Source organism: Deinococcus wulumuqiensis R12, assembly GCF_011067105.1.
GTDB lineage: Bacteria > Deinococcota > Deinococci > Deinococcales > Deinococcaceae > Deinococcus > Deinococcus wulumuqiensis.
The window spans coordinates 2,730,045-2,753,012 of sequence record NZ_CP049357.1; the positions used below are offsets into that span (position 1 = coordinate 2,730,045).

22 protein-coding genes are annotated in these 22,968 nt (G+C 68.0%); 8 read left to right on the forward strand and 14 right to left on the reverse strand.

From position 1 onward, the window contains the following. Nucleotides 1-23: 23 nt before the first annotated feature. The 5 genes from G6R31_RS13205 to G6R31_RS17045 form a co-directional block, all read right to left on the reverse strand. Complete coding sequence (locus tag G6R31_RS13205; RefSeq protein WP_017870600.1) at nt 24-260, reverse strand: ferredoxin; 237 nt, start codon at nt 258-260, stop codon at nt 24-26. 289 nt (nt 261-549) lie between these two features. Beyond that, nucleotides 550-1,344, reverse strand: coding sequence for an NTP transferase domain-containing protein (locus G6R31_RS13210; protein WP_017870601.1), 795 nt, complete (start codon nt 1,342-1,344; stop codon nt 550-552). 165 nt (nt 1,345-1,509) lie between these two features. Next, nucleotides 1,510-2,970 (reverse strand): sensor histidine kinase, encoded by a 1,461-nt coding sequence (locus tag G6R31_RS13215; protein WP_017870602.1) that lies wholly within the window; start codon nt 2,968-2,970, stop codon nt 1,510-1,512. Beyond that, complete coding sequence (locus G6R31_RS13220; protein WP_017870603.1) at nt 2,967-3,629, reverse strand: response regulator transcription factor; 663 nt, start codon at nt 3,627-3,629, stop codon at nt 2,967-2,969. Before G6R31_RS13220 ends, G6R31_RS13215 begins: the two co-directional genes overlap by 4 nt. A gap of 53 nt (nt 3,630-3,682) precedes the next feature. Beyond that, nucleotides 3,683-4,522: a TM2 domain-containing protein gene (locus G6R31_RS17045; protein WP_164993988.1), complete on the reverse strand. Its 840-nt coding sequence runs from the start codon at nt 4,520-4,522 to the stop codon at nt 3,683-3,685. A 450-nt stretch (nt 4,523-4,972) separates the two neighbouring features. Between G6R31_RS17045 and G6R31_RS13230 the strand changes: the two genes are divergently transcribed. The 3 genes from G6R31_RS13230 to G6R31_RS13240 all read left to right on the forward strand — a co-directional run bounded on the left by G6R31_RS13230 (nt 4,973) and on the right by G6R31_RS13240 (nt 9,882). Beyond that, nucleotides 4,973-6,259 (forward strand): hemolysin family protein, encoded by a 1,287-nt coding sequence (locus G6R31_RS13230; protein WP_017870604.1) that lies wholly within the window; start codon nt 4,973-4,975, stop codon nt 6,257-6,259. Continuing rightward, nucleotides 6,256-7,578: a hemolysin family protein gene (locus tag G6R31_RS13235; RefSeq protein ID WP_017870605.1), complete on the forward strand. Its 1,323-nt coding sequence runs from the start codon at nt 6,256-6,258 to the stop codon at nt 7,576-7,578. The genes G6R31_RS13230 and G6R31_RS13235 overlap by 4 nt, the downstream gene beginning before the upstream one ends. Before the next feature lie 717 nt (nt 7,579-8,295). Next, entirely contained in the window at nt 8,296-9,882 is a 1,587-nt protein-coding gene (locus G6R31_RS13240; protein ID WP_017870606.1) for a S8 family peptidase, read from the forward strand. Nucleotides 9,883-9,942: 60 nt separating this feature from the next. Here the strand turns inward: G6R31_RS13240 and paaI are convergent, their stop codons facing one another. From paaI to G6R31_RS13270, 6 genes are all read right to left on the reverse strand, one after another. Then, a complete protein-coding gene (paaI, locus tag G6R31_RS13245) occupies nt 9,943-10,323 on the reverse strand; it encodes a hydroxyphenylacetyl-CoA thioesterase PaaI (protein WP_017870607.1) in 381 nt (126 codons plus the stop codon). A gap of 36 nt (nt 10,324-10,359) precedes the next feature. Beyond that, a complete protein-coding gene (locus G6R31_RS13250; RefSeq protein ID WP_152524819.1) occupies nt 10,360-11,244 on the reverse strand; it encodes a hypothetical protein in 885 nt (294 codons plus the stop codon). Nucleotides 11,245-11,315: 71 nt separating this feature from the next. After that, entirely contained in the window at nt 11,316-12,281 is a 966-nt protein-coding gene (locus tag G6R31_RS13255) for an LptA/OstA family protein (protein WP_017870609.1), read from the reverse strand. 24 nt (nt 12,282-12,305) lie between these two features. Then, nucleotides 12,306-13,229, reverse strand: coding sequence for an LptA/OstA family protein (locus tag G6R31_RS13260; protein ID WP_017870610.1), 924 nt, complete (start codon nt 13,227-13,229; stop codon nt 12,306-12,308). A gap of 37 nt (nt 13,230-13,266) precedes the next feature. Continuing rightward, entirely contained in the window at nt 13,267-13,881 is a 615-nt protein-coding gene (locus G6R31_RS13265; RefSeq protein ID WP_017870611.1) for a hypothetical protein, read from the reverse strand. 305 nt (nt 13,882-14,186) lie between these two features. Next, the gene (locus G6R31_RS13270; RefSeq protein ID WP_017870612.1) at nt 14,187-15,134 is read right to left on the reverse strand and encodes an aldo/keto reductase family protein; all 948 of its coding nucleotides are present in this window, start codon (nt 15,132-15,134) and stop codon (nt 14,187-14,189) included. A 128-nt stretch (nt 15,135-15,262) separates the two neighbouring features. Between G6R31_RS13270 and G6R31_RS13275 the strand changes: the two genes are divergently transcribed. Both G6R31_RS13275 and G6R31_RS13280 read left to right on the forward strand, forming a co-directional pair. Next, a complete protein-coding gene (locus tag G6R31_RS13275; RefSeq protein WP_017870613.1) occupies nt 15,263-16,237 on the forward strand; it encodes an ABC transporter ATP-binding protein in 975 nt (324 codons plus the stop codon). Further along, nucleotides 16,230-17,108 carry an ABC transporter permease subunit gene (locus tag G6R31_RS13280; RefSeq protein WP_017870614.1) on the forward strand — a complete coding sequence of 293 codons (879 nt, stop codon included), beginning with the start codon at nt 16,230-16,232 and terminating at the stop codon, nt 17,106-17,108. The genes G6R31_RS13275 and G6R31_RS13280 overlap by 8 nt, the downstream gene beginning before the upstream one ends. Nucleotides 17,109-17,170: 62 nt before the next feature. Here G6R31_RS13280 and G6R31_RS17050 read toward each other — a convergent pair whose 3' ends face one another. From G6R31_RS17050 to G6R31_RS13290, 3 genes are all read right to left on the reverse strand, one after another. Next, nucleotides 17,171-17,305 carry a hypothetical protein gene (locus G6R31_RS17050; RefSeq protein ID WP_017870615.1) on the reverse strand — a complete coding sequence of 45 codons (135 nt, stop codon included), beginning with the start codon at nt 17,303-17,305 and terminating at the stop codon, nt 17,171-17,173. Between the two features lie 75 nt (nt 17,306-17,380). Continuing rightward, nucleotides 17,381-17,656: a hypothetical protein gene (locus tag G6R31_RS13285; protein ID WP_017870616.1), complete on the reverse strand. Its 276-nt coding sequence runs from the start codon at nt 17,654-17,656 to the stop codon at nt 17,381-17,383. Between the two features lie 245 nt (nt 17,657-17,901). Then, a complete protein-coding gene (locus G6R31_RS13290) occupies nt 17,902-18,381 on the reverse strand; it encodes a hypothetical protein (protein WP_017870617.1) in 480 nt (159 codons plus the stop codon). A gap of 72 nt (nt 18,382-18,453) precedes the next feature. On the opposite strand from G6R31_RS13290, the gene G6R31_RS13295 reads away from it, so the two are divergent. From G6R31_RS13295 to G6R31_RS13305, 3 genes are all read left to right on the forward strand, one after another. Then, a complete protein-coding gene (locus tag G6R31_RS13295; RefSeq protein WP_017870618.1) occupies nt 18,454-19,593 on the forward strand; it encodes a PfkB family carbohydrate kinase in 1,140 nt (379 codons plus the stop codon). Nucleotides 19,594-19,597: 4 nt separating this feature from the next. After that, nucleotides 19,598-20,566, forward strand: coding sequence for a pseudouridine-5'-phosphate glycosidase (locus G6R31_RS13300; RefSeq protein WP_017870619.1), 969 nt, complete (start codon nt 19,598-19,600; stop codon nt 20,564-20,566). A 188-nt stretch (nt 20,567-20,754) separates the two neighbouring features. Then, a complete protein-coding gene (locus G6R31_RS13305) occupies nt 20,755-22,881 on the forward strand; it encodes a zinc metalloprotease (protein WP_017870620.1) in 2,127 nt (708 codons plus the stop codon). Nucleotides 22,882-22,968: the final 87 nt, after the last annotated feature.

Consider the following 22,968-nt stretch of genomic DNA (forward strand, 5'->3'; position numbering starts at 1 on the left):
AGAAGCCGGAAATGAGCCGGGCCTTACAGCCCGAAGTGGACGCGGTTCTTGACGATGAATTCCTGCTCGCCCTCGGGCACGTCTTCCTCGGGGAAGATGGCGCTCACCGGGCAGGCGGGCACGCAGGCGCCGCAGTCGATGCACTCGTCGGGGTGGATGAAAAACTGCTCGCCGCCGTCGTAGATGCATTCCACGGGGCAGACTTCGGTGCAGGCCTGGTCCTTCACACCGATGCAGGGGCTGGCGATCACATGGGGCATGGGGGACAGTATGCACAGCCCGTCAGGGCATGGCAAGGGCGAACGCCGCCGCGCCACTGCCGCGAAACTGTGCGTCTGCACCGTCAAAAACCCGAGTATGAAATACGGATTCCGATTGAATCTGGTAGTTTCAGATTCAATCCGAGCGGATGCGAGTAGGAAAAAATACGGATTCTGCGATATGGATGCACAGGCGGCGCTTTCCCGACTGTGCAGGAATTAAGCGGAATCCGTAAAAGTCGGGTTTAGACCGGGCAGGGGTCAGGCCGGGTGCCTTGGCCCAGGCGCTTTAGCCGGGGCGCGTCAGGACCGCCCGCCGCGCCAGCTCCAGGTCACTGTCCTTGTCGATGTCGGTGCCGATGGCCGCGTGCGGGGTAATCAGCGCCCGCGCCTGCACGCCCAGCAGCTCGCTCACCTTGCGCTCCAGGGTCGCCACGTCCAGCCGCCCGGTCACGAGCCGCAGCAGCACCGACGGCCCGATCAGGCCCGCGAGTTTCAGCGGGGCCTTGCGGGCGGCCAGGACCTCGCGCAGCCGGGGCAGAAACTGACCGATGAGGCGGGGGTCGAGCAAAAACAGGTTGCCGCCGGTAAACGTGCCGTCGCGGACCCGCACGTAGGTGCGCTTCACGCCCGGAAAGGCCGCGTCGCACGCCTCACGCCGGACCACCGGGTAGACCAGCGCGGCGTTCGGCGACTCGTGGGCCGCCTGGTCCAGAACGTCGCGCAGCTGCTCCGGCGTGACCAGCGGAATGTCGGCGGTCACGACCAGCACCCGCGCGGCCTGCTCGCCGCCCGGCAGCGCCCGCACCCCGGCCTCCAGATTGGCGAGCAGACTGCCCGCGTCGGTCACGCGCTCGTCGATGAGGCTGTTCATCTCGGGCGTGGTCGGGCCGACGTAGGCCACCCGGTCCACCCGGCCACTTTCCCGCAGGGCACGCAGCACATGCAGCGCCAGCGGCTCGCCGGAAAGCTCGATCAGCGCCTTGACCGCTGCCCCGTGCGCGGCGGCAAAAGCGTCACCGGGGTCGCCGCCCCCCAGCACGACGGCGTTCCAGCGGGGGTGATCCGGACGGGGCAGGGACATGAGAGGCAGGGTAGCAGGCTTAGAGCAGTTCTCCGAATTACGTGATGCGCGGAATGGCACCCCGCATCACTCCATTCTCTGCCCTGCTCAGTGTTTTGCACTCGCTCTCTGCGAGCTGTCCCAGTCCGCTCGCCAAAAAGACGCAACGTCTTTTTGTCAAATGCTCTAAGGGGAAGAGGCTGCGGGAGAAGAGGGCAGAGAAAGTTCGGCGCAAAACCCCGCGCCCGGCGCACTGCGCAGCGTCAGCTCGCCGCCGTGCAGCTCGGCGGCCCGCCGCGCCAGGGCCAGCCCCAGGCCGTGCCCGGCCACGCCGCCGGGGTCCGCGCTGCGGCTTTCGCTGGGGCGGTAAAAGGCCTCCCCCAGCTTGCCCAGCACCTCGGGGGACACGCCGGGGCCGTCGTCCTGCACGGTGACCCGCGCCCGGTGGCCGTCGCCTGAAACGCGCACCGTCACGCTGGCCCCCGGCGCGTGCCGGACCGCGTTGACCGTCAGGTTCCAGACCGCCTGCCCCAGCAGCACGCGGTCCCCCTGTACGGTCAGCGGCGCAGAGGGCAGCAGGTCCACGTCGGCGTGGGGGTCGAGTTCGCGGGCGCGGTCCACCGCCTCCGCCGCGAGGTCGCGCAGCGGCACCGGCGCCGAGGCCAGCGCCGAGGGGTCACGGGCGAGCAGCAGCAGGTGGTTGGCGAGGGTGGAGAGCCGGGTGATGTCGCGCCCGAGTTCGCGCAGGTCGTGGCGGTAGCGTTCGGGGTCGCGCTCCCGCGCCAGCGTGCCGTCCACCCGCGCCTGAAGCGCCGTGAGGGGGCTGCGCAGGTCGTGGGCGGCGGCCCGCAGGAAGGCCTGTTCACGCTCACGCGAGTCGGCCAGCCGACCGAAACTTTGCTGGAGGGTCAGCGCCAGCCGCGCCAGTTCGTCGTCCTCGCCCGCGTTCGGCAGCGGCGTGCGCAGGTCCCCCCCCGCGCCGATGGCCCGCGCCGCGCCCTCAAGCGCCCCCACCGGACGCAGCAGCCGCCCGGCCACCCACCATCCCAGTCCCAGCGACAGCAGCAGGGCGGCGGGCAGCAGCCACGCCAGCGCCCGCGCGAACGCTTCCCGCGCCGCGCCCAGTGCCCGGATGTCCTGCGTCACGGTGAGCAGGCCCCCGCCGCGCAGGGGACGCACCACCACCAGCACGTCGCCCAGCCGCTCGCTTCTCGGGGACAGCCCCGCCGGAACGCCCCCCGGAAAGCGGCCCGTCTGAACGCTGACCCACTGCCCCGCCTGCGCTCCTGCCCCCAACACCGAGAGGCGCAGCTCCGTGCCCCGCTCGCCGCCCTGCCTCGCCACCCGTTCCAGGTCCGCCGCCGTCACCGTGACCCTTCCGGTCAGTACGCTCAGCGCGTCCAGCGGGCCGGGCAGGGGGGACCCGGCGTGGCCCGCGCCCAGGCCCAGCGGGTCGTCGCGCCGCTGCCGGATCAGGGTTTCCAAGCGCTCGCCCGCGTCCCGCGCCGCCGCCAGTGCCCGGTCGTCCTGTGCCTGGGCCAGCAGGCGGCTGACCGCCACGAACAGGCCCACCGACACCAGCACGGCGGCCAGCCCGGTCGCCAGCGCCGCCCACAGCGCCCAGCGCGCGCGCAGCGACAGTTTCATTTCTCGGTCCGGTAGCCCCGGCCCCGCTCGCTGCTGATGGCTTCGGGGGCCAGTTTGCGCCGCAGGTAACGCACGTACACGTCCACGATGCGGGCTTCGCCGCCGAACTCCGGCCCCCAGACCCGGTCGAGCAGTTCCTCGCGGGTCAGCCAGCGCTCGGGCGCCAGCGCCAGCGTGCTGAGCAGTTCGTACTCGCGCCCGGTGACCGCCACTTCCTGCCCGTCCCAGGTCACCGTACGGGCCACCGTGTCCAGCCCGCCGCGCCCGCCCGCAAACGTGGCACGCGGCGTACTCTGCCCGCGCTCGCGCCGGGTCAGCGCCCGCAACTGGGCCAGCAGTTCGGGCACGGCAAACGGCTTGACGAGGTAGGCGTCTCCCCCGAGGTCCAGCCCCTGCACCCGGTCTTCCACTTCACCCCGCGCCGTCAGGAACAGGATGGGCGAGTCCACCTCCGCCTCACGCAGCCGCCGCGCCACCGAAAAGCCGTCCAGTCCCGGCAGCATCACGTCGAGCACGATAAGCGGAAACTCGCCCAGCATCGCCGCTTCCAGCCCCTCGTCTCCGGTGCTGGCCCAGCTCACCGCGTAGCCCGCCTCACGCAGGGCGGCGGCGGTCGGCTCGGCGATTCGGGGGTCGTCCTCCACAAGCAGCAGGCGCATGGGGGCAGTCTAGGCGGGCGCGGTGAAAAGAGGGAAAAAAGCTGGAGTCAGGGTCAGAACCAGGCTTTTTTGCCGTAGAGGTAATCGCGCTGAAAGTCGGCGTCGGACTTGGTCAGATAGATGATGCCCTCAATCAGCCCGACGACGCCCAGCACACTGCTGACGAACCCGGCCAGCGGAAACAGCACGACCGCTCCGAACCCCAGCGTGAGCAGAGAAAGCACGATGGCGAGTGCCCACACCCCCAGGTTGACCGCCAGCATCAGCAGTCCCGCCGTGTTCTGGCCCAGGTAGAACTTGTGGACGCCCAGGCTGCCCAGAAAAATGCCCAGCAACCCGGCCACCAGCTTCTTTTGCCCGATGTCCTCGCGCAGCGGCAGGGCCACCGGGGAGGCGGGGGAACCGGGCACCGGCCCGGAGCGCAGCGGCTCGCCCCAGGCGTCGGTCTGCGGCGCCGCCGCGTAGGTGGTCGTGGTGGTCCGGGTCGGTGCGCCGCCCACGCGCGGGTCGCGCACCTGTCCCCCGGTGGCGCGGGCCACCCAGTCGTCGGCATCGAAGCGGGGCGAGTCGGTCCTGGCAGCGGCGGGGGGAGGGGCCACCGGGCGGGGGGGGTCTTCGGGCAGGCGCAGGTCACGCGCCGGGTCGCTGTATCCCGAAGCTCCGTGTCCCGAAGCCCCGTATCCCGGAGCGGTGTGTCCCGAAGTGCTGGGGCTGGGCGGCCAGTCCTCCCAGCCGCTCGCCGTGCGGCCGGCGCTGTCGGGGGCCGCGTCGCTCACGGGGCCGTGCCGACCTTCCACCGGGCGCGGGGCGGCGGGCGACGACGAAGCCAGCACTTCGTCCACCCACGACGGGGCGTTGCCTTGCGGGGTCAGGTCACGGTCCTTGTCGGTCATGCCTGATAGTACGCACCGGCAAGTGTCAAGGTTGCGTCCTCCGAAAGTTGTGGGCCGGGGCAGCGGGCGGGGCAAGCTCTGATACGGATTCCGCTTAATTCCTGCACAGTCGGGAAAGCGCCGCCTGTGCATCCATATCGCGGAATCCGTATTTTTTCCTACTCGCATCCGCTCGGATTGAATCTGAAACTACCAGATTCAATCGGAATCCGTATAACCCCTCAAGCTCTGGAAACTCTCAAGGAAGGTACGAGCACGCCAGGTGGCCCCTTGCTTTAACCTGAAGGTCATGACGTTGCCCAGCAGTGACAGCGCCGACCCTTCACATTTACGCCGTGATCCCCGTTCCGCCTGCTTCCGCTTGCAGGCGGGGTTGCCCGCAGGCTTCGTGTCCGGACCCCAAGACGCCGTATCCCACGACGCCGGACCCCGCGCCGCCGGGAGGCTCCGTTGAGTGCCCTCCTGCCCGTGCTGGTCATCCTGGTGATGGTCGCGGTCAATGCCCTGTACGTGGCCGCCGAGTTCGCCACCGTCGGCTCGCGGCGCTCGCGGGTGCAGGAGGCCGCCGAAAACGGCAACCGGGCGGCGGTCAGCCTCCTCGACATCCTCAAAGACCCCAAGCGCCTCGACAATTACGTGGCCGCCTGCCAGATCGGAATCACGCTCTCGAGTCTGGTGGCCGGTGCCTACGGTCAGGCCCAGCTCACGCCGCTGCTCACGCCGTATTTCGGGGCGGCGGGTCAGGGCGTGGCGGTGCTGCTCACCCTCGTCCTGATCACGGCGTTGCAGGTCGTCCTCGGGGAGCTGTTGCCCAAGACGGTCGCGCTGCGTTACCCGGAGCGTCTGGCGCTCGCCACCCTGGTGCCGATGCAGTTCAGCCAGTGGCTGTTTACGCCCCTCATCAAACTGTTCAACGGCACCGCCTTTGCCCTGATGCGGGCCTGGAAACTGAACGCCGACCACAGCCACGCCCACGTCCACTCGCCCGAGGAACTTGAGGGGCTGTACCGCGAGAGTGCGGCGGGGGGCCTGATCGACGCCGCCGAACGCGACATGCTCGCCGGGGTGCTGAACGTGGAGGAGCGCGTGGTGCGCGAAATCATGACGCCGCGCACCCGGCTGGTCACGGTGTCCCAGGACCTCAGAGTGGGCGAGGCGCTGCCCCGGCTGACCGCCAGTCCCTACTCGCGCTTTCCGGTGACCGGCGAAGGCGACGACGTGGTGGGGGTCGTGCATCTGCGCTCGCTGTATCTGGTGGCCGAAACCCACCCGGCCACGCTGGTCCGCGCCGTCATGCGTCAGCCGCTGGTCGTGGCCGAGGTCATGAGCGTGCCGGACCTGTGGCGCAAGCTGCGCGAGGCCGGGCGCCACAGCGCGGTGGTCGTGAGCGAGTACGGCAGCGTGTCGGGCATGGTGACGCTGGAAGACGCGCTGGAGGAGATTTTCGGAGAAATGCAGGACGAATTCGACCACGAAGAAGACCCCATCGTCGTGCAGGGGAGCCGGGTCGCGGTGCGCGGCGACGTGCTGGTGGAGGCCCTCAACGCCCGCTTCGATCTCGACTACCCCACCGACGAGGTGGACACCATGAGCGGGCTGGTGTGGAACGCCCTGGGGCGGCTGCCGCTGATCGGGGACGAGGTGCAGCTCGGCGACAACCCGGTCCTGCGCGTGGAAGCGATGGAAAAGCGGGCGGTCACCCGCGTCGGCCTGACCCTGCCCCGGGGTGAAGCGTGAGCGCCGGGGGAGACGTGCTGGGCACGGTGGTGGTGCCGGTGGCGGTCATCGTGACGCTGGTGCTGGTCAACGGCCTGTTCGTGGCCGCCGAATTCGCGCTGGTCGCGGCGCGGCGCTCGCGGCTGGAACAGCTCGCCGAGGGCGGGAGCGGCGCGGCCCGCTGGCTGCTGGGGGTGTTCGACCGGCCCAACGGCAAGGACGGCTACATCGCTGTCGCGCAGCTGGGCATCACCCTCGCCAGCATCGGGTTGGGGATGTACGGCGAACCGGCGGTGGCCAAGTGGCTCTACGGCCCGTTCGAACGCTGGGGTCTGGGCCACGACGCCGCGCACACGGCGGGCTTTATCGTCGCGCTGAGCTTCATCACCTTCATGCACGTGGTGTTCGGGGAAATGATTCCCAAGGCGCTGGCGCTGCAGACGCCGGAGCAGGTCAGCCTCCGCATCAATCCGCTCATGCGGGTCTTCGGGTTCGTGTTTCGTCCGCTGGTGGCGGTGCTGGGCTGGCTGGCGCTGGCGCTGATGCGGCTGCTGCGTGTTCCTGAACCCGACAAACGCGCCTCGCTCTACACCTCCAAGGAACTCGCCATCGTGACCGAGGAAAGCGCCGAGAGCGGGCAGATCGGGGACGTGCAGCGCAGCCTGATTCACAACATCTTCGAGCTGGAGGAGCGCACCGCCGGGGAACTGATGACCTCGCGCAGCCGCATGGAAGTGCTGCCGGCGGGGGCCGCGCCCGCCGAGGTCTATGCCCGCCTCGCCGCGTCGCCGCGCAGCCGCTACCCGGTGAGCGACGGCTCGCTGGACCAGATCGTGGGCGTGCTGCACGTCAAGGACTTCATGCGGGCGCGGGTGCAGGGGCAGCGCCTGAACCTTGCGGGCCTGGTGCGGCCCCTGCCGAACGTGGCCGCGAGTGCCACCGCCGAGGACCTGCTCGCCCTGTTCAAACGCGAGCGCGTCCACGCCGCCCTGGTGGTGGACGAATTCGGCGGCACCCTGGGCTTCGTCACCATGGACGACCTGATTGCCGACGTGATCGAGGAGGAGGAAGTGACCGGAGGCGACTGGGTGCAGGTCCATCCCGACGGCTCGCTGACGCTGGACGGCGAAGTCACCCTCGCCGAACTGCGCGAGGACTATGACCTGAACCTCCACCACGACGAGGTGAACACGGTGGCGGGGCTGCTCCTGGCCGAACACGGCACCGTGCCGGAGGTGGGCACCACCGTCCACGTTCAGGGCCACGACCTGACCGCCGAGGCCGTGCGGGGCATCAAAATCGTGCGGGTGCGGGTGCGCCCGGTGGCTACGCCGGACTGATACGGATTCCGATTGAATCTGGTCGTTTCAGATTCAATCCGACTTGCAAAGCTGCGCAGCAGAGCGGATGCGAGTAGGAAAAAATACGGATTCTGCGATATGGATGCACAGGCGGCGCTTTCCCGACTGTGCAGGAATTAAGCGGAATCCGTATGATACCGCTTTGAAAAAGAGATGAGGCAGGCTGTCTCTGTTTCCGAGCGGAGCGGGTCAAAGGAAATTACAGAATGAAGCAAGGGAGATGGCGGACTGGACCCGCTTTCTCCGTTGCTCCATTCCCTCCCGTCTAGACTGCCCAGGTGGGGGCACGGAGGCTTGCGGGGTCCTGTAGCGCAAAAAAACTGTGAAGAATTTGGCAAAAATGATTTTAAACCCCGTCAACTTGACAGTTTTGGGAAATAAAGTTGCTGTGCTGGCCTGAAAGACCTCCCGGGCATTTCGAGCCAAGTTTCTGCCACGAAGCGGGTGTTCGGTATATCGGGACGGGTTTTCGATGGTCGGGCACAGGAAAGCGGCTTTCCCGAAGAGCGGTTAGGCCCCGCCAGTGGGTCGTGAGAAAGATTGCGCGCTCTTCACAATGTCGGCTGCGCCGCTTATCTTACTGGGCAATTCCAAGCCCGAGAAAGTCGCCGAGGTGGCTGGGCGCCGGTCCTGATGGGGGCCAGCGCCGGTCGGCTGCCCGTGCCGGTCTCTGCGCAGGAAGTCAGGAGGTCCACCATGAACGCACGTCTGGTTGCTGGCACCCTTACCCTCACCCTGATTCTCGCGTCCTGCGGCTCGCAGCAAAACGTGCCTGCGGCCACCCCCCAGCCGGATGCGGCGGCTTCGGCCCCCCAGCGCACCCGCGCCCTGGCACCGCTGCTCGGCACCGACAAGGCCGACGCCATCCCCGGTCAGTACATCGTGGTGTTCAGCGAAGGAGCGTCCAGCGGTGGCCTCAGCGCCCAGAGTGCGGGCAGCCGCCTGAGCGGCCTCAGCGCCGACCAGCTCGTGCGCGCCCTGAACCTCGACCCCCAGGGCGTGACGGTCCAGAACATCTACGACCAGGCCCTCGAAGGCTTTTCCGGCAAGCTCAGCGCCCAGAACCTTCAGGCGCTGCGGGCCGACAAGCGCGTGAAGTACATCGAGCAGGACGGCAGAATGTACGCCAGCGCCACCCAGTCGGGCGCCACCTGGGGCCTGGACCGCGTCGACCAGCGCAACCTGCCGCTCGACGGCAACTACGTCTATGGCTCCACCGCCAGCGGCGTGAAGGCGTACATCATCGACACCGGCATCAACACCAGCCACACCAACTTCGGCGGGCGCGCGGTCTGGGGCACCAACACCACCGGCGACGGCAAGAACTACGACTGCCAGGGCCACGGCACCCACGTCGCCGGGACGGTCGGCAGCGGCACCTACGGCGTCGCCAAGGGCGTGTCCCTGGTTGCCGTGAAGGTGCTGGGCTGCGACGGCTCGGGCACCAACTCGGGCATCATCGCCGGAATCAACTGGGCGGTGAGCAACAAGGGCAGCGCTGCGGCTGTCGCCAACCTCAGTCTCGGCGGCGGCGCCAGCCAGGCCACCGACGACGCGGTCAACAGCGCCGCCGCCAAGAACCTCATCATGGCGGTCGCGGCGGGCAACGAAAACCAGAACGCCTGCAACGTGTCCCCGGCCCGCGCCGCGAGTGCCATCACTGTCGGCAGCACCACCCGGACCGACGCCCGCAGCTCGTTCAGCAACTACGGCAGCTGCCTGGACCTCTTCGCTCCCGGCAGTGACATCACCAGCACCTGGATCGGTTCGACCACCGCCACCAACACCATCAGCGGGACCAGCATGGCGACCCCGCACGTGGCGGGCGCCGCCGCCCTGCTGATCGCGGCGGGCAACACGACCAACAGCGCCGTGACGAGCGCCCTGCTGAACAATGCCACCACCGGCAAGGTCACGGGCGCCAACGGCAGCGCCAACCGTCTGCTCTACACCGGCAGCGGCTCGGCGGCCCCGGCCCCCACGCCCGGCACGACCACCACCTACAGCGGCAGCGTGAGCAGCGGCGCGAACAGCTACAAGCCCGGCACCGCAGGCTTTTCCTACGCGGGCGGCACCCTCACCGGCAAGCTGAGTGGCCCGAGCGGGACCGATTTTGACCTCTACCTCCAGAAGTACAACGGCAGCAGCTGGGTGGACGTCGCTGCCAGCGAAGGGAGCGGCAGCACCGAGAGCATCAACTACGCGGCGACCTCGGGCACCTACCGCTGGGAGGTCTACGCCTACTCCGGCTCCGGCAGCTACACCCTGACCGAAACGAAGTAAATCTGAGCAGACCGGCGGTGGGGGGCCTGTGCTTCCCGCCGCCGCCTTTTCATCTGGCTGTCAACTGGTTCTCTCTTCGCCTTGCCTGTCCCGCCGCGACACCGTGCCCAGAAAGAGGGCCAGCACCTCGCCTTCCTCCCCCCGGCGCACCTCCACCCGATAGGTCGCCAGGGTGCGGGCCACCCGTTCCGGGGTCGCGACGGCCACCAGCCGCTCGCCTTCACGGGCAGCGCGGAAAAAGCTCAGATGCGTCTCGGCGGCCACCGCCTGCACGTCCAGATTGCTGATGACGGCGAAGGCTTCGTCGGCCAGGCTGAACACCAGCCCGCCGTGCGCCGTGCCGTGCATGTTCAGCCCCGCCGCCGTGACGGTCAGGGCCACGCGGGTCCGTTCGGGCGAGGCTTCGAGTACGGTCATCCCCAGGGCTTCGGTGTAGGACATGCCCCAGCCTACCTGCCCTGAGGTCAGATCCCCGGATTACAGGGGGGCGGTGCCCAGAAAACGCGACAGACGGCTGATCTGCGGATCGAGGTGGTGGGTCAGCAGGTTGAGAAGCCCGCGCAGCAGCCACGTTCCGGCGGCGGCAGCCAGGGCAGCCAGCGCGTAGAGCTGCATCAGCGGGGTCTGCTGGGTGGCGATAAGCTGCTGCGCTGGGGTTTGAATCGCGCTGCTGGGCGCCTCGCCGATCAGGATGACCGGAAACAGCACCAGGAGCGGCAGCACCAGCACCACGGTGCTGATGAGGAGCGGGTGACTGACCTGTTGAAACTGACGCTGAAGCTGCCGATCGGTGTCCGGCGTCTGCACGAACGACCCGGCCTGATGCAACCAGGCTTCGAGCCGGCCCAGGGTCAGCCAGGTCAATGCCGAGAGGGGCAGCAGCAGAATCACAGTCAGGGCCAGCATCATGACCTTGAAGTTGCCTGCCGTCAGCGCGTGGGCCGGGCCGTAAGGGTCCCCTCTGCCCCAGAGTTGCCACGCGAATACACCCAGGGGCACCAGCAGAACGGCCAGCCGCAGCCCCCAGGCAAAGACCTTCACCGGTGCCCGCGACAGCGACTGTCCCGCCGCCAGTCCACGCAGGTAGACGAGCAGTGTCAGGAGTAGGCCGCCCGCCAGCCCGCAGAGCACCGCTATCAGAAGCTCGGTGCCCAGATGAATGCTGACCGTACTGGCGAAGGTGGCAGGCACCTCTTCGCGCTCCACGAGGCCCGTCACCTGTGCAGTGACCGGCCAGGCCCGCCGCAGCAGCGCCAGCGCCCACGCCGCCAGCGCCAGCAGCACTGTGCCGGACGCGCCCAGTACGGACAGCGAAAGGTTCGGCAACTTCAACGGCAGCCGAGGAGCAGCAGATTGTGACATGCTTTGACTACGAGGCGGCGACCCGCCAGGTTCCGTGAAAGGAGCGGGTCGCCGCAGCAAGGGTTGCAAGTTCAGGGCGCTCTATCGGGCGCCGCCTCATCCAGAAACTCGCCACTGATGTTGCCGCCCTCGCCCGCATTGGCGTAGACCTCGTTCTTTTCGAGGTTATAGACGATCACGCCGCTGGTGATCCTGAGCACGTCGTTGCCGCGCACGCTTTCGGCAGGCTGCTCGGGGGTGGCGTAGAGCCGAGCGGTGCTGGCCTGATCGTCGTACTCGACCCGGCCCGCTCTGCTTACCCGTCCGCCCTTGCTGCGCAGCACCACGTCCCCGACCAGCAGGGTCGCCTCGGTGTCTACATTGATCTCGATGTTTTTGCTCTCGCCCGACAGCGGGTCTGCCTGGTCGTCGCGCTGGAAGGTGATGGGTCCGGCAATGCGGGCAATCCCGTCGGCGCCGTCGTAGTTCAGCGTCTGTCCGGTCAGCTGGGTCTTGCCCTGGGTCACCTGCACCGTACCGGGCCTGGGCTGGCGCTCGACCGCCACGCCGCAGCGCGAGAGCCGGTCGGTCTGGCCCTCCGGCACCTCGTCGAGAAAACGGGCGGTGCCGCTGCTGGCCTCTACCTTGCCGTCGCTGCCCTCCTGGTTGCCCTCGGCAGACTGCTGGGTCACCACCGCCAGCGGCGCCTGAATCAGGTTCTTGTCGATGATGATGCGGATGCCGCCCGCGCCGCTTTCGCTGAACACACCCACGTTCGGGGCGTCCTCGGGTTCGTCCTCCTGCGGGGTGCACAGGGTATAGATGCCGGTGCTGTCGTCGCTGCCGGTGCGAATCACCATGATGCGGCGCTCCTGACCGTCCTTGCTGCGGCGCACGAGGTCCATGCAGGTCTGCTCGGTCCCTTCCACGCAGCGCCCGGCCTGTTCATGGGCGGTGGGCGTGACCGGAGGAGGGGCCGACGCCCGGTCCTGTGCCCAGACGCCCCCCCCCAGCGCCAGCGTCAGGAGCAGGACCGCAAGTGCTCGGCGTTCGGGCATGACTCCGCCCCTCCCCGCCGCGCCTTACTTCTCGCCGCGCAGCTTGAACTGCGCCGCCGGGATACTGAAGCCGCTGTTTTTCACGCTCACGCGGGCGAACTTGGTGTTCTGCTCCAGGTAGCCGCTTTTGGGCGCCCGCAGCGTCACCTTGCTCCTGGAGTCCACGCTGACCGCGTTGCCGACCACGTAGGCCACGTCCTTGGCGTCGTTGTAGTACACCGCGTCGCCCGTGGTCGTGGTGGTGCCCTGCACCAGCTTGACGCCGCCGCGCACGTACAGCGTCTTGTCCTTGGTCAGCGCCCGCACCTCGGCGCCGCTGATGACCAGTTCCTTCTGGCCCGCCCCCGCCGCACGGGTCAGGCTGGGGCTGCCGGTGAGCTGCGCGAGTTCGCGGTCCTCGTCGAACACCAGTTTGTCGGCGCGGCCCGTCTGGTCGCCGCTGACCAGCTTGACGCTGCCGGTGCTGGTCGAGACGTTGGTGTCCACGTCCAGGCTCATCTGCCCGGCGGTGATGGTCACGGTGTCGCCGTCCTTCTTGTCTTCCGGCACGAAAGTCGCGCTGGGGTTGCCCTTCAGGACGCCGGTGCCCGACGCTTCGCTGTAGGTCAGGCTGCCGCCCTTGGCGCTCAGGCGACCCCGCGACACGTTGACCGGGCCGCTGAATTCGCCGGTGCGCTTGCCCTTGGCTTCCACGATGGGCGTCCCGGCGGGGGCGCTGAGGACCGCCTTGGGCGCGGTGATTTGCAGCGTGCTCACCGTCGCCCTGACCGGGTTGCCGGTAAACGTCAGCGGCCCGGTGCGCAGGTTGCCGGTGGGCGCGCCCTGAAAATTGATGATGCGTTTCTCGGTGCTGCTGCCCGGGGTGGTCGTGCCCGGCTTGGACTGGGCGGCGAGGACGGCGGGAGCCAGGGCAACGGTCACGGCGGCGAACAGGGCAATCTTTTTCATGACAAGTCTCCTTGTGGGGCTTCGGGGAACATCGGGTTCAGAGCGGCACGCGCTGACCGTCGCGGCAGGTTTCGGTGGCGTCGGGGTCCCAGCCCCAGTTGGACTCGGGACTGGCCTGCTCCACGTTGAACTGAAAGTCCATCCGCAGGTCCAGAATCTCGCCCTTGACCGCAGGCGCATCGAGTTCGGCCCGCGACGCGGAAAACCCCGCGCCCTGCTCGATTCTGACCGGCTGCTCGGGCGTGCCGAAAAGCGACAGGTCGGCGCATTCCTTGACCAGGGTGATGTCGGCGCGGGAGGTGACCATGTCGTCCTGGCCGTTGATGGTGAGGCCGGGGGCCGTGATGGTCGCGTCCAGCGTCTCGGTGCCGCTGAAGCTGCCGTCCGGCCCTCGCCCGCGCAACAGGCGCTGACCGCCCTCGATACGGCTGAGTTCGGTGGTGCTGCCCACCGGGTCGTTTCGCACCTCGGCGGCCCGGAACTGCCACACCGCGTCGGGGTCACGGGCCGGGTACAGGGCCAGCTCCACGCCTCGCAGGGTCACGCCGGTCTGCGCCCCAGGCCCACTCCCACTCGGCAGCAGGGCAAACACCAGCGCAAAGACCAGAATCCCCAGGAGGGCGAGTGGGCCGACTTTCTGCACGGGCCGCACTCTAGCCCCCGCTCTCATGAGAGAGGTGGGGCAGGGCTGACCTGGGGTGAGGGGGAAGGGGAGAGCGGAGGGAGAAAAAAGTGGGGGCACCAGCGTTTGCCAGTGCCCCTCTGCTCTCTACCCTCATACGGATTCCGATTGAATCTGGTCGTTTCAGATTCAATCCGACTTGCAAAGCTGCGCAGCAGAGCGGATGCGAGTAGGAAAAAATACGGATTCTGCGATATGGACGCACAGGCGGCGCTTTCCCGACTGTGCAGGAATTAAGCGGAATCCGTATTACCTCTCCACCCTCTCCCCTCCGCTCAAGACGGCTTGAGGATTTCCTCGATTCGCCCCTGCACGTCGTCGCTCAGGCGCACGCCCGCCGCCTTGACGGTGTCCTGAATCTGGCCGACCTTGGTGGCGCCGGTAATCACGCTGCTCACGCCCTTTTGCCGCAGCAGCCACGCCAGGGCAAGCTGCGCGCGGGTGATGCCCAGGTCGTCGGCAATGGGTTTCAGGTCGCGCACCTTCTGGATGTTCTCGTCGGTCAGGTAGCTGCCCGCCCAGTTTTCCTTCTCGGTCAGGCGGGCGCCCTCGGGCCGTCCCTCGTCGTACTTGCCGGTCAGCAGGCCCATCGCCAGCGGACTCCACACGACCAGGCCCAGCCCCGCGTCCTCGGTGTAGGGCAGGATTTCCTTCTCCACGCGCTCGCGGCGCACCATCGAGTATTCGGGCTGCTCGGTGACGGGCGCGTGCAGGCCGTTGGCCCGTGCGAACTCCACCGCCTGGGCAATGCGGGCGGCGGGCCACATGGACGTGCCCCAGTACAGCGCCTTGCCGTCGCGGATGACCTGATCGAAGGCCATCACGATTTCTTCCATCGGCACTTCGGGGTCGTAGCGGTGGGCGAAGTAGATGTCGAGGTAATCGGTGCCCAGCCGCCGCAGGCTGCCGTCGATGCTCTCCAGCACGTGCTTGCGCGACAGGCCCCGGTCGTTCACGTCGTCGCTCATGGGCCAGAAGACCTTGCTGGAGATGACCAGGGTATGCCGGGGAAACTCGCGCAGCACGGCGCCCATGAGCTGCTCGGACTGGCCCCGGGCGTACACGTCGGCCTGGTCGAAGAAGTTCACGCCCTCGTCGTAGGCCGCCCGCACGATGTCGCCCACCATCTTGGACGCGTCCTGATTGACGCCGTAGGTTTCCCAGCCGCCCAGGGCGACCTCGCTGACCTTCAGACCACTCCTGCCGAGTTTGCGGTATTCCATGTTGGGCGCACTTTAACTCTTAAAGCATGGCGGCTCTGTGTGCGGGCGGTCAGGTTAAGGCGCCGTGAACGTGCCGGGCGCCCACCGTCTGCAACTTTTGGTGCACTCGCCCGGCGCGGTCCTCGCCTATGCTGCGGCCTGTGAGTCAGCACAGGCAGGGCAACGTGATCGAAACCCGCGAACTGCGCAAGGTCTACCGGGGCCGGGCGGTGGTGGACGGCCTGGACCTGACGGTGGGTGAGGGTGAGGTCTTCGGTTTTCTCGGTCCCAACGGCGCGGGCAAGTCCACCACCGTCAAGATGCTGCTGGGGCTGGTGCTGCCCTCGGGCGGCGAGGCGCGGGTGCTGGGCGGCTCGCCCGCCGACCCGGCGGTGCGGGCGCGGCTGGGGTTTTTGCCCGAGCAGTTCCGGTTTCAGCTGTGGATGACCGGCGAGGAGTTCCTGAAGTTTCATGGCCGCCTCGCCGGAATGACGGCAAGCGACCTGCGCGTGCGGGTGCCGCAGGTGCTGGAGGAAGTCGGCCTCGGCGGGCGCGGCGGCGAACAACTCGGCGGCTACTCCAAGGGGATGCTGCAACGCTGCGGGCTGGCGGGGGCGATTCTGGCGCGTCCCCGGCTGGTGTTTCTGGACGAACCCACCTCGGCGCTCGACCCCATCGGGCGGGTCGAGGTGCGCGAAATCATCGAGCGGCTCAGGGGCGAGGGGGTGGCGGTGTTTCTCAACTCGCACCTGCTCTCGGAAGTCGAGCAGGTGTGTGACCGGGTGGCCTTCGTCAAGGCGGGGCGGGTGCTGCAACAGGGCAGCATGCGCGAGCTGATGGGCGGCGTGATTCCGGTCAGTGTGCGCCTGGACCGCGTGACGCCCGAACTGCGCTCGGCCCTGGCAAGCATCGGGGAAATTCACCGCGAGGACACGAACACGCCGGGCCGCGCCGATGTCGAGCTGTGGCTGCAAAGCGAGGAGCAGGTGCCTGCCGTGGCGGGGGCCATTCACGCGGCGGGGGCGCACCTCTACGCGCTGACGCCGCGCCGCCCCGACCTCGAAAGCCTGTTTCTGGAACTGATCGAGGGCACGGCGGGGCATCAGGGAGGGCACCATGCGTAACTTCTGGCACTCGGCGCGGCTGATGGCCGAACTCGCGCTGCGCGAGGCGGTGCGCAAGAAACTGGTGGCGGTGCTGCTGATCCTCAGCGCCCTGTTTCTGGGGTTTTACCTGTTCGGCATCTACAAGGTGGACGACCAGCTCAACCAGCGGGCCGTCGAAGCCGGGCTGGAAGGCCGCAGCCGCACGGGTCTGGCCAACGCGCCGCTGATGTACGCGACGATGTTCGGGATGTACCTGGTGTACTTTCTCGGCTCGCTGATGAGCGTGCTGTCTACCGTGGGGGCGGTCAGCGGCGACATCGAAAGCGGCGTGATGCAGAGCGTCCTGGCGCGTCCGGTCAGCCGTGCCGGACTGGTGGCGGGGCGCTGGCTGGGCTTCGCGCTGGTCAACATGGCCTACGTCGCCCTGCTCTCGGCGGGGCTGCTGGGCGGCGTGTTTCTCCTCACCGGCTACTTGCCCCCCGAAATCTGGCCCGCGCTGGCGCTGATGCTGCTGGCGGCGGCGCTGCTGACCGGACTCACGGTGCTGGGCAGCACGCTGTTTTCCACCCTCGCCAACGGCATCGGCGTGTTCGTGCTGTACGGGGTGGGGTCCAGCGGCGGCATCCTCAGTCTCATCGGCACCATTTCCGACAACGCCACCGTGTCCATGCTGGGCCGCGTCGCCAACGTCCTGATGCCCACCAACGCGCTGTGGCTGGGGGCCAGTTACCACCTGCAACCCGAACTGCTGCGCCAGACCGGGCGCGGCGTGCCCAACCCGGTGTTCGGCAGCGAACCGGCCGCGACCGGGCTGGTGCTGTGGGCGGCGGCGCTGACCTTGCTGGCGGTGGGAGCGGCGATGTGGCGCCTGAGCCGCCGTGACCTGTAGGCAGGGCGTGGAGGGGAAAGGGAGAAGGGGGGAGGGTTGCGGACCTTTCCCCCTTTGCGTTTCTACTCCCCGGCTCCGGGTTGCACCGCCGCCTGCCAGTCGGCGGGCCGGGTGTCGTCGGTGCCGTGCCTGCCGGTGGTGGCCGCCGAGCGGCAGGTGAAGCTGACCAGCGGATACGTTCTGCCGCCACTGCTCATACGGATTCCGCTTAATTCCTGCACAGTCGGGAAAGCGCCGCCTGTGCATCCATATCGCGGAATCCGTATTTTTTCCTACTCGCATCCGCTCGGATTGAATCTGAAACTACCAGATTCAATCGGAATCCGTATCAGGGCGTAGGCTCCGTGTTCGCCCGCGTCCGGCACGCGCCCCCCTTCCACGTGGTAGCGCACCGTCACGCGCTCGCCGCAGGCCAGGTGTGGGTGGCCGGAAGCCGTCACCGTGCCCCCGAACACACGCTGGGGGTCGCCTGCCGCGCCCTGCCAGGCCCCGTGAACGGTCAGGTACCGGACATCGCCGGGCGCCGGGTTGCTCTGCTCGGAAGTCATGCCGTCAGTGTAGAAAACGCCGTGCCCGTGCCGGTCAGCGGAATGTAATACGGGGCTGGAGCGGCATAGAGCAGTTCTCCGAATTACGTGATGCGCGGAACGGCACCCCGCATCACTCCATTCTCCGCCCTGCTCAGTGTTTTGCACTCGCTCTCTGCGAGCTGTCCCAGTCCGCTCGCCAAAAAGACGTTGCGTCTTTTTGTCAAATGCTCTAGGGGTAACCGGGGACACCGCCAGAGAACAGTTCAATTCCCAGTCAGGCCGCGCCGCAGCCGGGCCGGGCGCAGGTGCTCGTCTTTCAGGGTGAGGGTGCCGGGGCGGGCCACCTTGCCCACCTGAAGTTGCACGGGCAGCTTGAGGGTGCGGCGGGTACACAGCTTGTCGGCGGTGTCGCACACGAACAGGTCGGCGGTGAGCTGCGCGGCGTAGCGTCCCGCCCGGACCTGTGCAGGCACCTTGACCTTCAGCGTCATGGGCCGCACCTGCCCGAAATAGCCCGCGTAGGCCGGGTCGCGGTGCGCGGTGCCACTGGGCCGCGTCTGCAGTTGTCCCCAGGGCGTCTGGAGCGTGAGCAGGTTGGGGGCTTCGCGGCTGAGCAGCGTGTCGCGCAGGGCGAGGTCCACGTGCAGGGTGGCGGTCTGTCCGGCCTGCGCCCCGAGCGTGACCGGCGCGGGCGTCGGCGTTCCCAGCAGTGCCAGGACGGAAAAAAGGGCGGGCGACATCATGCGGCGAGGCTAGGGCAGGCAGATGAAAGAAGCCCCTTGCTTACTCGGCTAAATCTCCTTAGTCTGGTAAGCATGGACCTGACCCCACGCGAGCGTGAGCTGCTGGACCTGATTCGCGCCGCGCCCCTGACGACGCCGGGGGAACTGGCGCGGCGGCTCGGCACGACGCGGGCGGCGGTCAACGTGCATGTCAGCAACCTGATGAAAAAGGGAGCGCTGCTCGGGCGCGGGTACATGCTGGCCGACGCTCTCCCGCAGAAGGTGGTGGTGGTCGGCGGGGCCAACATGGACCTCAAGGCGCGGGTGCGCGGTGAGGCGGTGCCCGGCACCAGCATGCCCGGCGTGACCAGCCAGTCGCCCGGCGGCGTGGCCCGCAACGTGGCCGAGAACCTGGCGCGGCTGGGGGTGTCCGCCGCGCTGGTGTCGGTGGTGGGGCTGGACAGTCTGGGGAACGCCCTGCTGCGCGAAACGGCGGCGGCGGGGGTGGACGTGTCGGGCGTGCTGCGCGTGCCCGGCGCGGCGACCGGCAGCTACACGGCGGTGCTGAGTGCCGACGGCGAGTTGCTGCTCGCGGTCGCGGCGATGGACGTGATGGAGCACCTGACCCCGGCGGCCCTGCGCGGCCTGCGGGCCTCCTGGCGCGGCGCGGCCTGGGTGGTGGCCGACGGCAACCTGCCCGCCGACACCCTCACCGCCCTGCTCGGCCTCGCCGCCGAAACGGGGGTGCGCGTGGTCTACGAGCCGGTCAGCGTGCCCAAAGCCGCCCGGCTGCGCTCCGCACTCGCCGCCGGGCACATGCCTGACGCCCTGACCCCCAACCTCGCCGAACTCGCCGCGCTCGTCGGGCGCGAGGTGGCCGATGACCCGCAGGCCATCCGGGAGGCGGCGCTGGAGCTGCACGCCGGGGGCGCCGAACTCGTCTGGGTGCGCCGGGGCGAGCGCGGCAGCGTGCTCAGCCTCCCCGCAGAGGTTCACGAGTTGCCTGCCCTGCCCGCCGACGTGGTGGACGTGACCGGTGCGGGGGACGCCATGCTCGCCGCCTTCCTTGCCGGACTGGCGGCGGGTCAGTCCCCGCTTGAGGCCGCCCGCGAGGGCCACGCCGCCGCCGCGCTCACGGTGGAAAGTCCGCTGACCGTCGTTCCCGACCTCTCCCGCTCTGCCCTGCAAGCCCGGCTGTCCTCATCCCGCCTCGCCTCTATTCCCAGGAAGTGACCTCATGAATCAATCCCAGAACGCTCAAGCCCAGACCCGTCAAGCCCAGACCCGTCAAGCCCGGCACCTCCTCGACTTTCAACCCGAAGTCGCCGCCGCGCTCGCTGAAGGCCGCCCGGTCGTCGCGCTGGAAAGCACCATCATCAGCCACGGGATGCCTTACCCGCAGAACGTCGAGATGGCGCGGGGCGTGGAACAAATCGTGCGCGACAACGGCGCGGTCCCGGCCACCATCGCCGTGCTGGGCGGGCGGCTGAAGGTGGGCCTGAGCGCCGACGAACTCGAACTGCTCGCCACCGACAAGGGCGTGCAGAAAATCAGCACCCGCGACCTGCCCGTGGCGGTGGCGCTGCGGCAGCACGGGGCGACCACGGTGGCGTCCACCATGCGCATCGCTGCGCTGGCCGGGATTCGCGTGTTTGCGACGGGCGGCACCGGCGGCGTTCACCGGGGCGCGGGCGAGACGATGGACATCAGCGCCGACCTGCTCGAACTCGCCCGCACCGACGTGTGCGTGGTGAGCGCCGGGGTCAAGAGCATCCTCGACATCGGCCTGACCCTGGAAGTGCTCGAAACGCAGGGCGTGCCCGCCATCACCCTGGGTGCCGACGAGTTTCCCGCCTTCTACTCGCGCCGCAGCGGCTTCAGGTCGCCGCTGACGGTGCAGACCCCCGCCGAGGCGGCCCGCGTGCTGAAGGCCAAGTGGGACCTGGGGCTGACGGGCGGCGTCCTGCTCGCCAACCCGGTGCCCGAGACCGCCGAGATTCCCGCCGGGGAAATGGAAACCCACATCACGCGGGCGCTGGGCGACATGGACGCGCTCGGGCTGACGGGCAAGGACACCACGCCCTACCTGCTGGGCCGCATCGTGGAACTGACCGGGGGCCGCAGTCTGGAGACGAACATCGCCCTGGTACGTCACAACGCGGCGGCGGCGGCGCAGGTGGCGGCGGAGTACGCGCGGCTGGGGTAGGAGACGACAGGCCGGCAGGGGTCACCGGAGAGGAGAAGCAATCCACGCTGCTGACTGTTTGCTGGCAGCTTCCGCTCGCCCCTTCCATTTGCTATCGTAGCGCTCAAGGTTTTTACATCTTTTGCTCACAGGGGTTGATCTGAAAGCCTCTGCCTTTCCGCTGCTGTTCCGCTTTTCAAGGAGAATCCATGAAGATCAAAGCCCTGGGAATGGCCCTGCTCGGTGCCAGCCTGCTCGCCGCCTGCGGTGGGGACCCTGCCCCCGCGCAGCCCGAACCCGAGCAACTTCCCCCCTCGTCCTTCGGTCAGCTCAGCATGCTCAAGCCGGGCGAACTCGGCACCATCGAGCAAAAGCTCAAGGTCAACATCGTCAACATCGGGTACGCCGCCACCTCGCCCGGTCAGGTGACGGGGGCACGCGACCTGAACTTCAGCAGCCTGCGACAGGAACTGCCCGCGACTTACAAGACCATCAACCGTTACCCCAGCTTCTACGGCAACAACGAGTTGACGGGCAACAACTTCACCTTCGACTATAACTACGTGACGGCCCCCAAGAGCTTCGAGGACGAGTTCTTCGCGTTCCTGGCGAGCAGCGGCAAGGAAGACTCGCTGGAAAAAGACGGCCTGACCTACCTCAACATTGCGGCGGCGGCCTACAACTGCCAGTCGGCGGACACCACCAAAGTGCTCAAGGTGCTGGACCGCCGGCCTGCCGACCTCACCCCGCTGTATGCCTGCCCCGAGCCGGCTGGCAACATTGCCCGCGAAATCACCGGCAACTGGGAAGTGGACGGAGCGGCGGTCGAAAAGTGGCTGGGCGACAACGCGGGCAAGCTGGGCATCGACCCCACCCAGCACACCGTGTTCCTCATCAACTGGTATGGCCGCCCCGACTTCAAGTTCCACAGCTACTCGCACGAGCGGGCCGAGTCGGTGGAGTCCGACACCAAGCTGGATTTCGGGCAGCGCAGCAGCCGCCGCACCGTCGCCTGGGGTGGCACCCCGAGCGAGAACCAGGCCAGCGCCCGCCGCATCTGGTTCTACGACCAGTCGGCCAACCCCGATTTCTGGACGAACGCTTGGAACGTCTCCAACGGCGACCTGGACGGTGACAAGGTCTACGACAAGCGCATGCTGCCCGTCTGGGAGTACGGCACCCGCAAGGCCAGCTATGCCTACGGCGAAAAGATCAGCGCCGACCTCGGCAAAGTCGTGCGCTACGTGGCGGTGGACCTGCTGTTTACGCCCAGCGCCCTGTACCGCGTCGCCCTGACCCCGCCCGACATGCCCGAGCACATCAACGTGGACCTCGCGCTGGAGCAGGGAGCCGACGCGCCGGTGAGTGCCAGCGTGATCAAGCCGCAACTGGTGGAGGAGCGCCTCAAGGTCCTCAACCCCTTCGTCAAGTGGAGCACCAGCCTGCGCGAAACGGCGCTCGACGGTGACGTGGCCGACGCCTACAAGTGCTTCTTCCCGCTGCCCACCGACGACGCCTGCTCCCCCGACTACGCCGACCCCGAGGGCGAGCGGTTCTTCCAGCTCGCTCAGGCCGAGATTCGCCAGCGCGCTCAGGCCGCGCCGGGGCAGTACCAGCTCACCAACTACCTGTTCAACGACACCAACGCCAAGACCCCCAACCAGGGGCTGCTCGGTCAAGCCATCTCCGACGGTGTCACGGGAACCCAGACCCTGACCCTCAACTTCCTGACGCCGGGACTGAGCACGGCAGGCTACGGCTTTACCGACACCGTGGTCCACGAGTCGGGCCACCACCTCAGCCAGTCGCACCCCCACGACGGCTACGACAGCGAGCGGGATGAGGATTTCGGTCCCAGCGGCGACACCGCCTTCGTGGACGTGGGCGACGAAGTACACAGCGTCATGAGCTACAACAACCTCTCCAAGACCTTCGGGCAGTTCAACCTCGACGCCCAGTACCGTTACCTGACCACCGCCTACCTGACCAACAGCAACGCGATTTTGCAACTCGTCCGCAACTCGGCCAAGGTGCCTGACGTGCGCGGCGCGGTGCAGCAGGCCGACCAGACCTTCTTGCTGGCCCAAAATGCCTATCAGCAGCGTCACTACCTCGACGCCGCTGACCTGGCCCACCGGGGGTACCAGCAAGTGCTCGGCGCGGCCCGGGCGGCGGGCGTCCCTGTCGAGGGCTACAAGTGGTACGACCGTATTGGTCAGCTTTCTACCGAGCCGCTCCGCGTTGCCCGCAAGGTCAACCACATGCGCCCTGTGAAGGGGCCGGTCCAGCGCCCGGAAGAAACTTCGGCGCAGCGTGAAAAACGTCTGGCCCCCTGAGGGTCGGGCTTTTTCCGGGGGGCTGCTGTAACAGGCGGCCCCTTTTCGCATTCCGCAACTCAGAAAGCTGTCAGGCCACGCCGTGAA

Bases quoted from the DNA above. Each gene is read 5' to 3' on its own strand.
- G6R31_RS13205 (WP_017870600.1), bottom strand. From the start codon at position 260: ATGCCCCATGTGATCGCCAGCCCCTGCATCGGTGTGAAGGACCAGGCC.
- G6R31_RS13210 (WP_017870601.1), bottom strand. From the start codon at position 1,344: ATGTCCCTGCCCCGTCCGGATCACCCCCGCTGGAACGCCGTCGTGCTG.
- G6R31_RS13215 (WP_017870602.1), bottom strand. From the start codon at position 2,970: ATGAAACTGTCGCTGCGCGCGCGCTGGGCGCTGTGGGCGGCGCTGGCG.
- G6R31_RS13220 (WP_017870603.1), bottom strand. From the start codon at position 3,629: ATGCGCCTGCTGCTTGTGGAGGACGACCCCCGAATCGCCGAGCCGACC.
- G6R31_RS17045 (WP_164993988.1), bottom strand. From the start codon at position 4,522: ATGACCGACAAGGACCGTGACCTGACCCCGCAAGGCAACGCCCCGTCG.
- G6R31_RS13240 (WP_017870606.1), top strand. From the start codon at position 8,296: ATGAACGCACGTCTGGTTGCTGGCACCCTTACCCTCACCCTGATTCTC.
- paaI (WP_017870607.1), bottom strand. From the start codon at position 10,323: ATGTCCTACACCGAAGCCCTGGGGATGACCGTACTCGAAGCCTCGCCC.
- G6R31_RS13250 (WP_152524819.1), bottom strand. From the start codon at position 11,244: ATGTCACAATCTGCTGCTCCTCGGCTGCCGTTGAAGTTGCCGAACCTT.
- G6R31_RS13255 (WP_017870609.1), bottom strand. From the start codon at position 12,281: ATGCCCGAACGCCGAGCACTTGCGGTCCTGCTCCTGACGCTGGCGCTG.
- G6R31_RS13260 (WP_017870610.1), bottom strand. From the start codon at position 13,229: ATGAAAAAGATTGCCCTGTTCGCCGCCGTGACCGTTGCCCTGGCTCCC.
- G6R31_RS13270 (WP_017870612.1), bottom strand. From the start codon at position 15,134: ATGGAATACCGCAAACTCGGCAGGAGTGGTCTGAAGGTCAGCGAGGTC.
- G6R31_RS13275 (WP_017870613.1), top strand. From the start codon at position 15,263: ATGCTGCGGCCTGTGAGTCAGCACAGGCAGGGCAACGTGATCGAAACC.
- G6R31_RS13280 (WP_017870614.1), top strand. From the start codon at position 16,230: ATGCGTAACTTCTGGCACTCGGCGCGGCTGATGGCCGAACTCGCGCTG.
- G6R31_RS17050 (WP_017870615.1), bottom strand. From the start codon at position 17,305: ATGAGCAGTGGCGGCAGAACGTATCCGCTGGTCAGCTTCACCTGCCGC.
- G6R31_RS13285 (WP_017870616.1), bottom strand. From the start codon at position 17,656: ATGACTTCCGAGCAGAGCAACCCGGCGCCCGGCGATGTCCGGTACCTG.
- G6R31_RS13290 (WP_017870617.1), bottom strand. From the start codon at position 18,381: ATGATGTCGCCCGCCCTTTTTTCCGTCCTGGCACTGCTGGGAACGCCG.
- G6R31_RS13295 (WP_017870618.1), top strand. From the start codon at position 18,454: ATGGACCTGACCCCACGCGAGCGTGAGCTGCTGGACCTGATTCGCGCC.
- G6R31_RS13300 (WP_017870619.1), top strand. From the start codon at position 19,598: ATGAATCAATCCCAGAACGCTCAAGCCCAGACCCGTCAAGCCCAGACC.
- G6R31_RS13305 (WP_017870620.1), top strand. From the start codon at position 20,755: ATGAAGATCAAAGCCCTGGGAATGGCCCTGCTCGGTGCCAGCCTGCTC.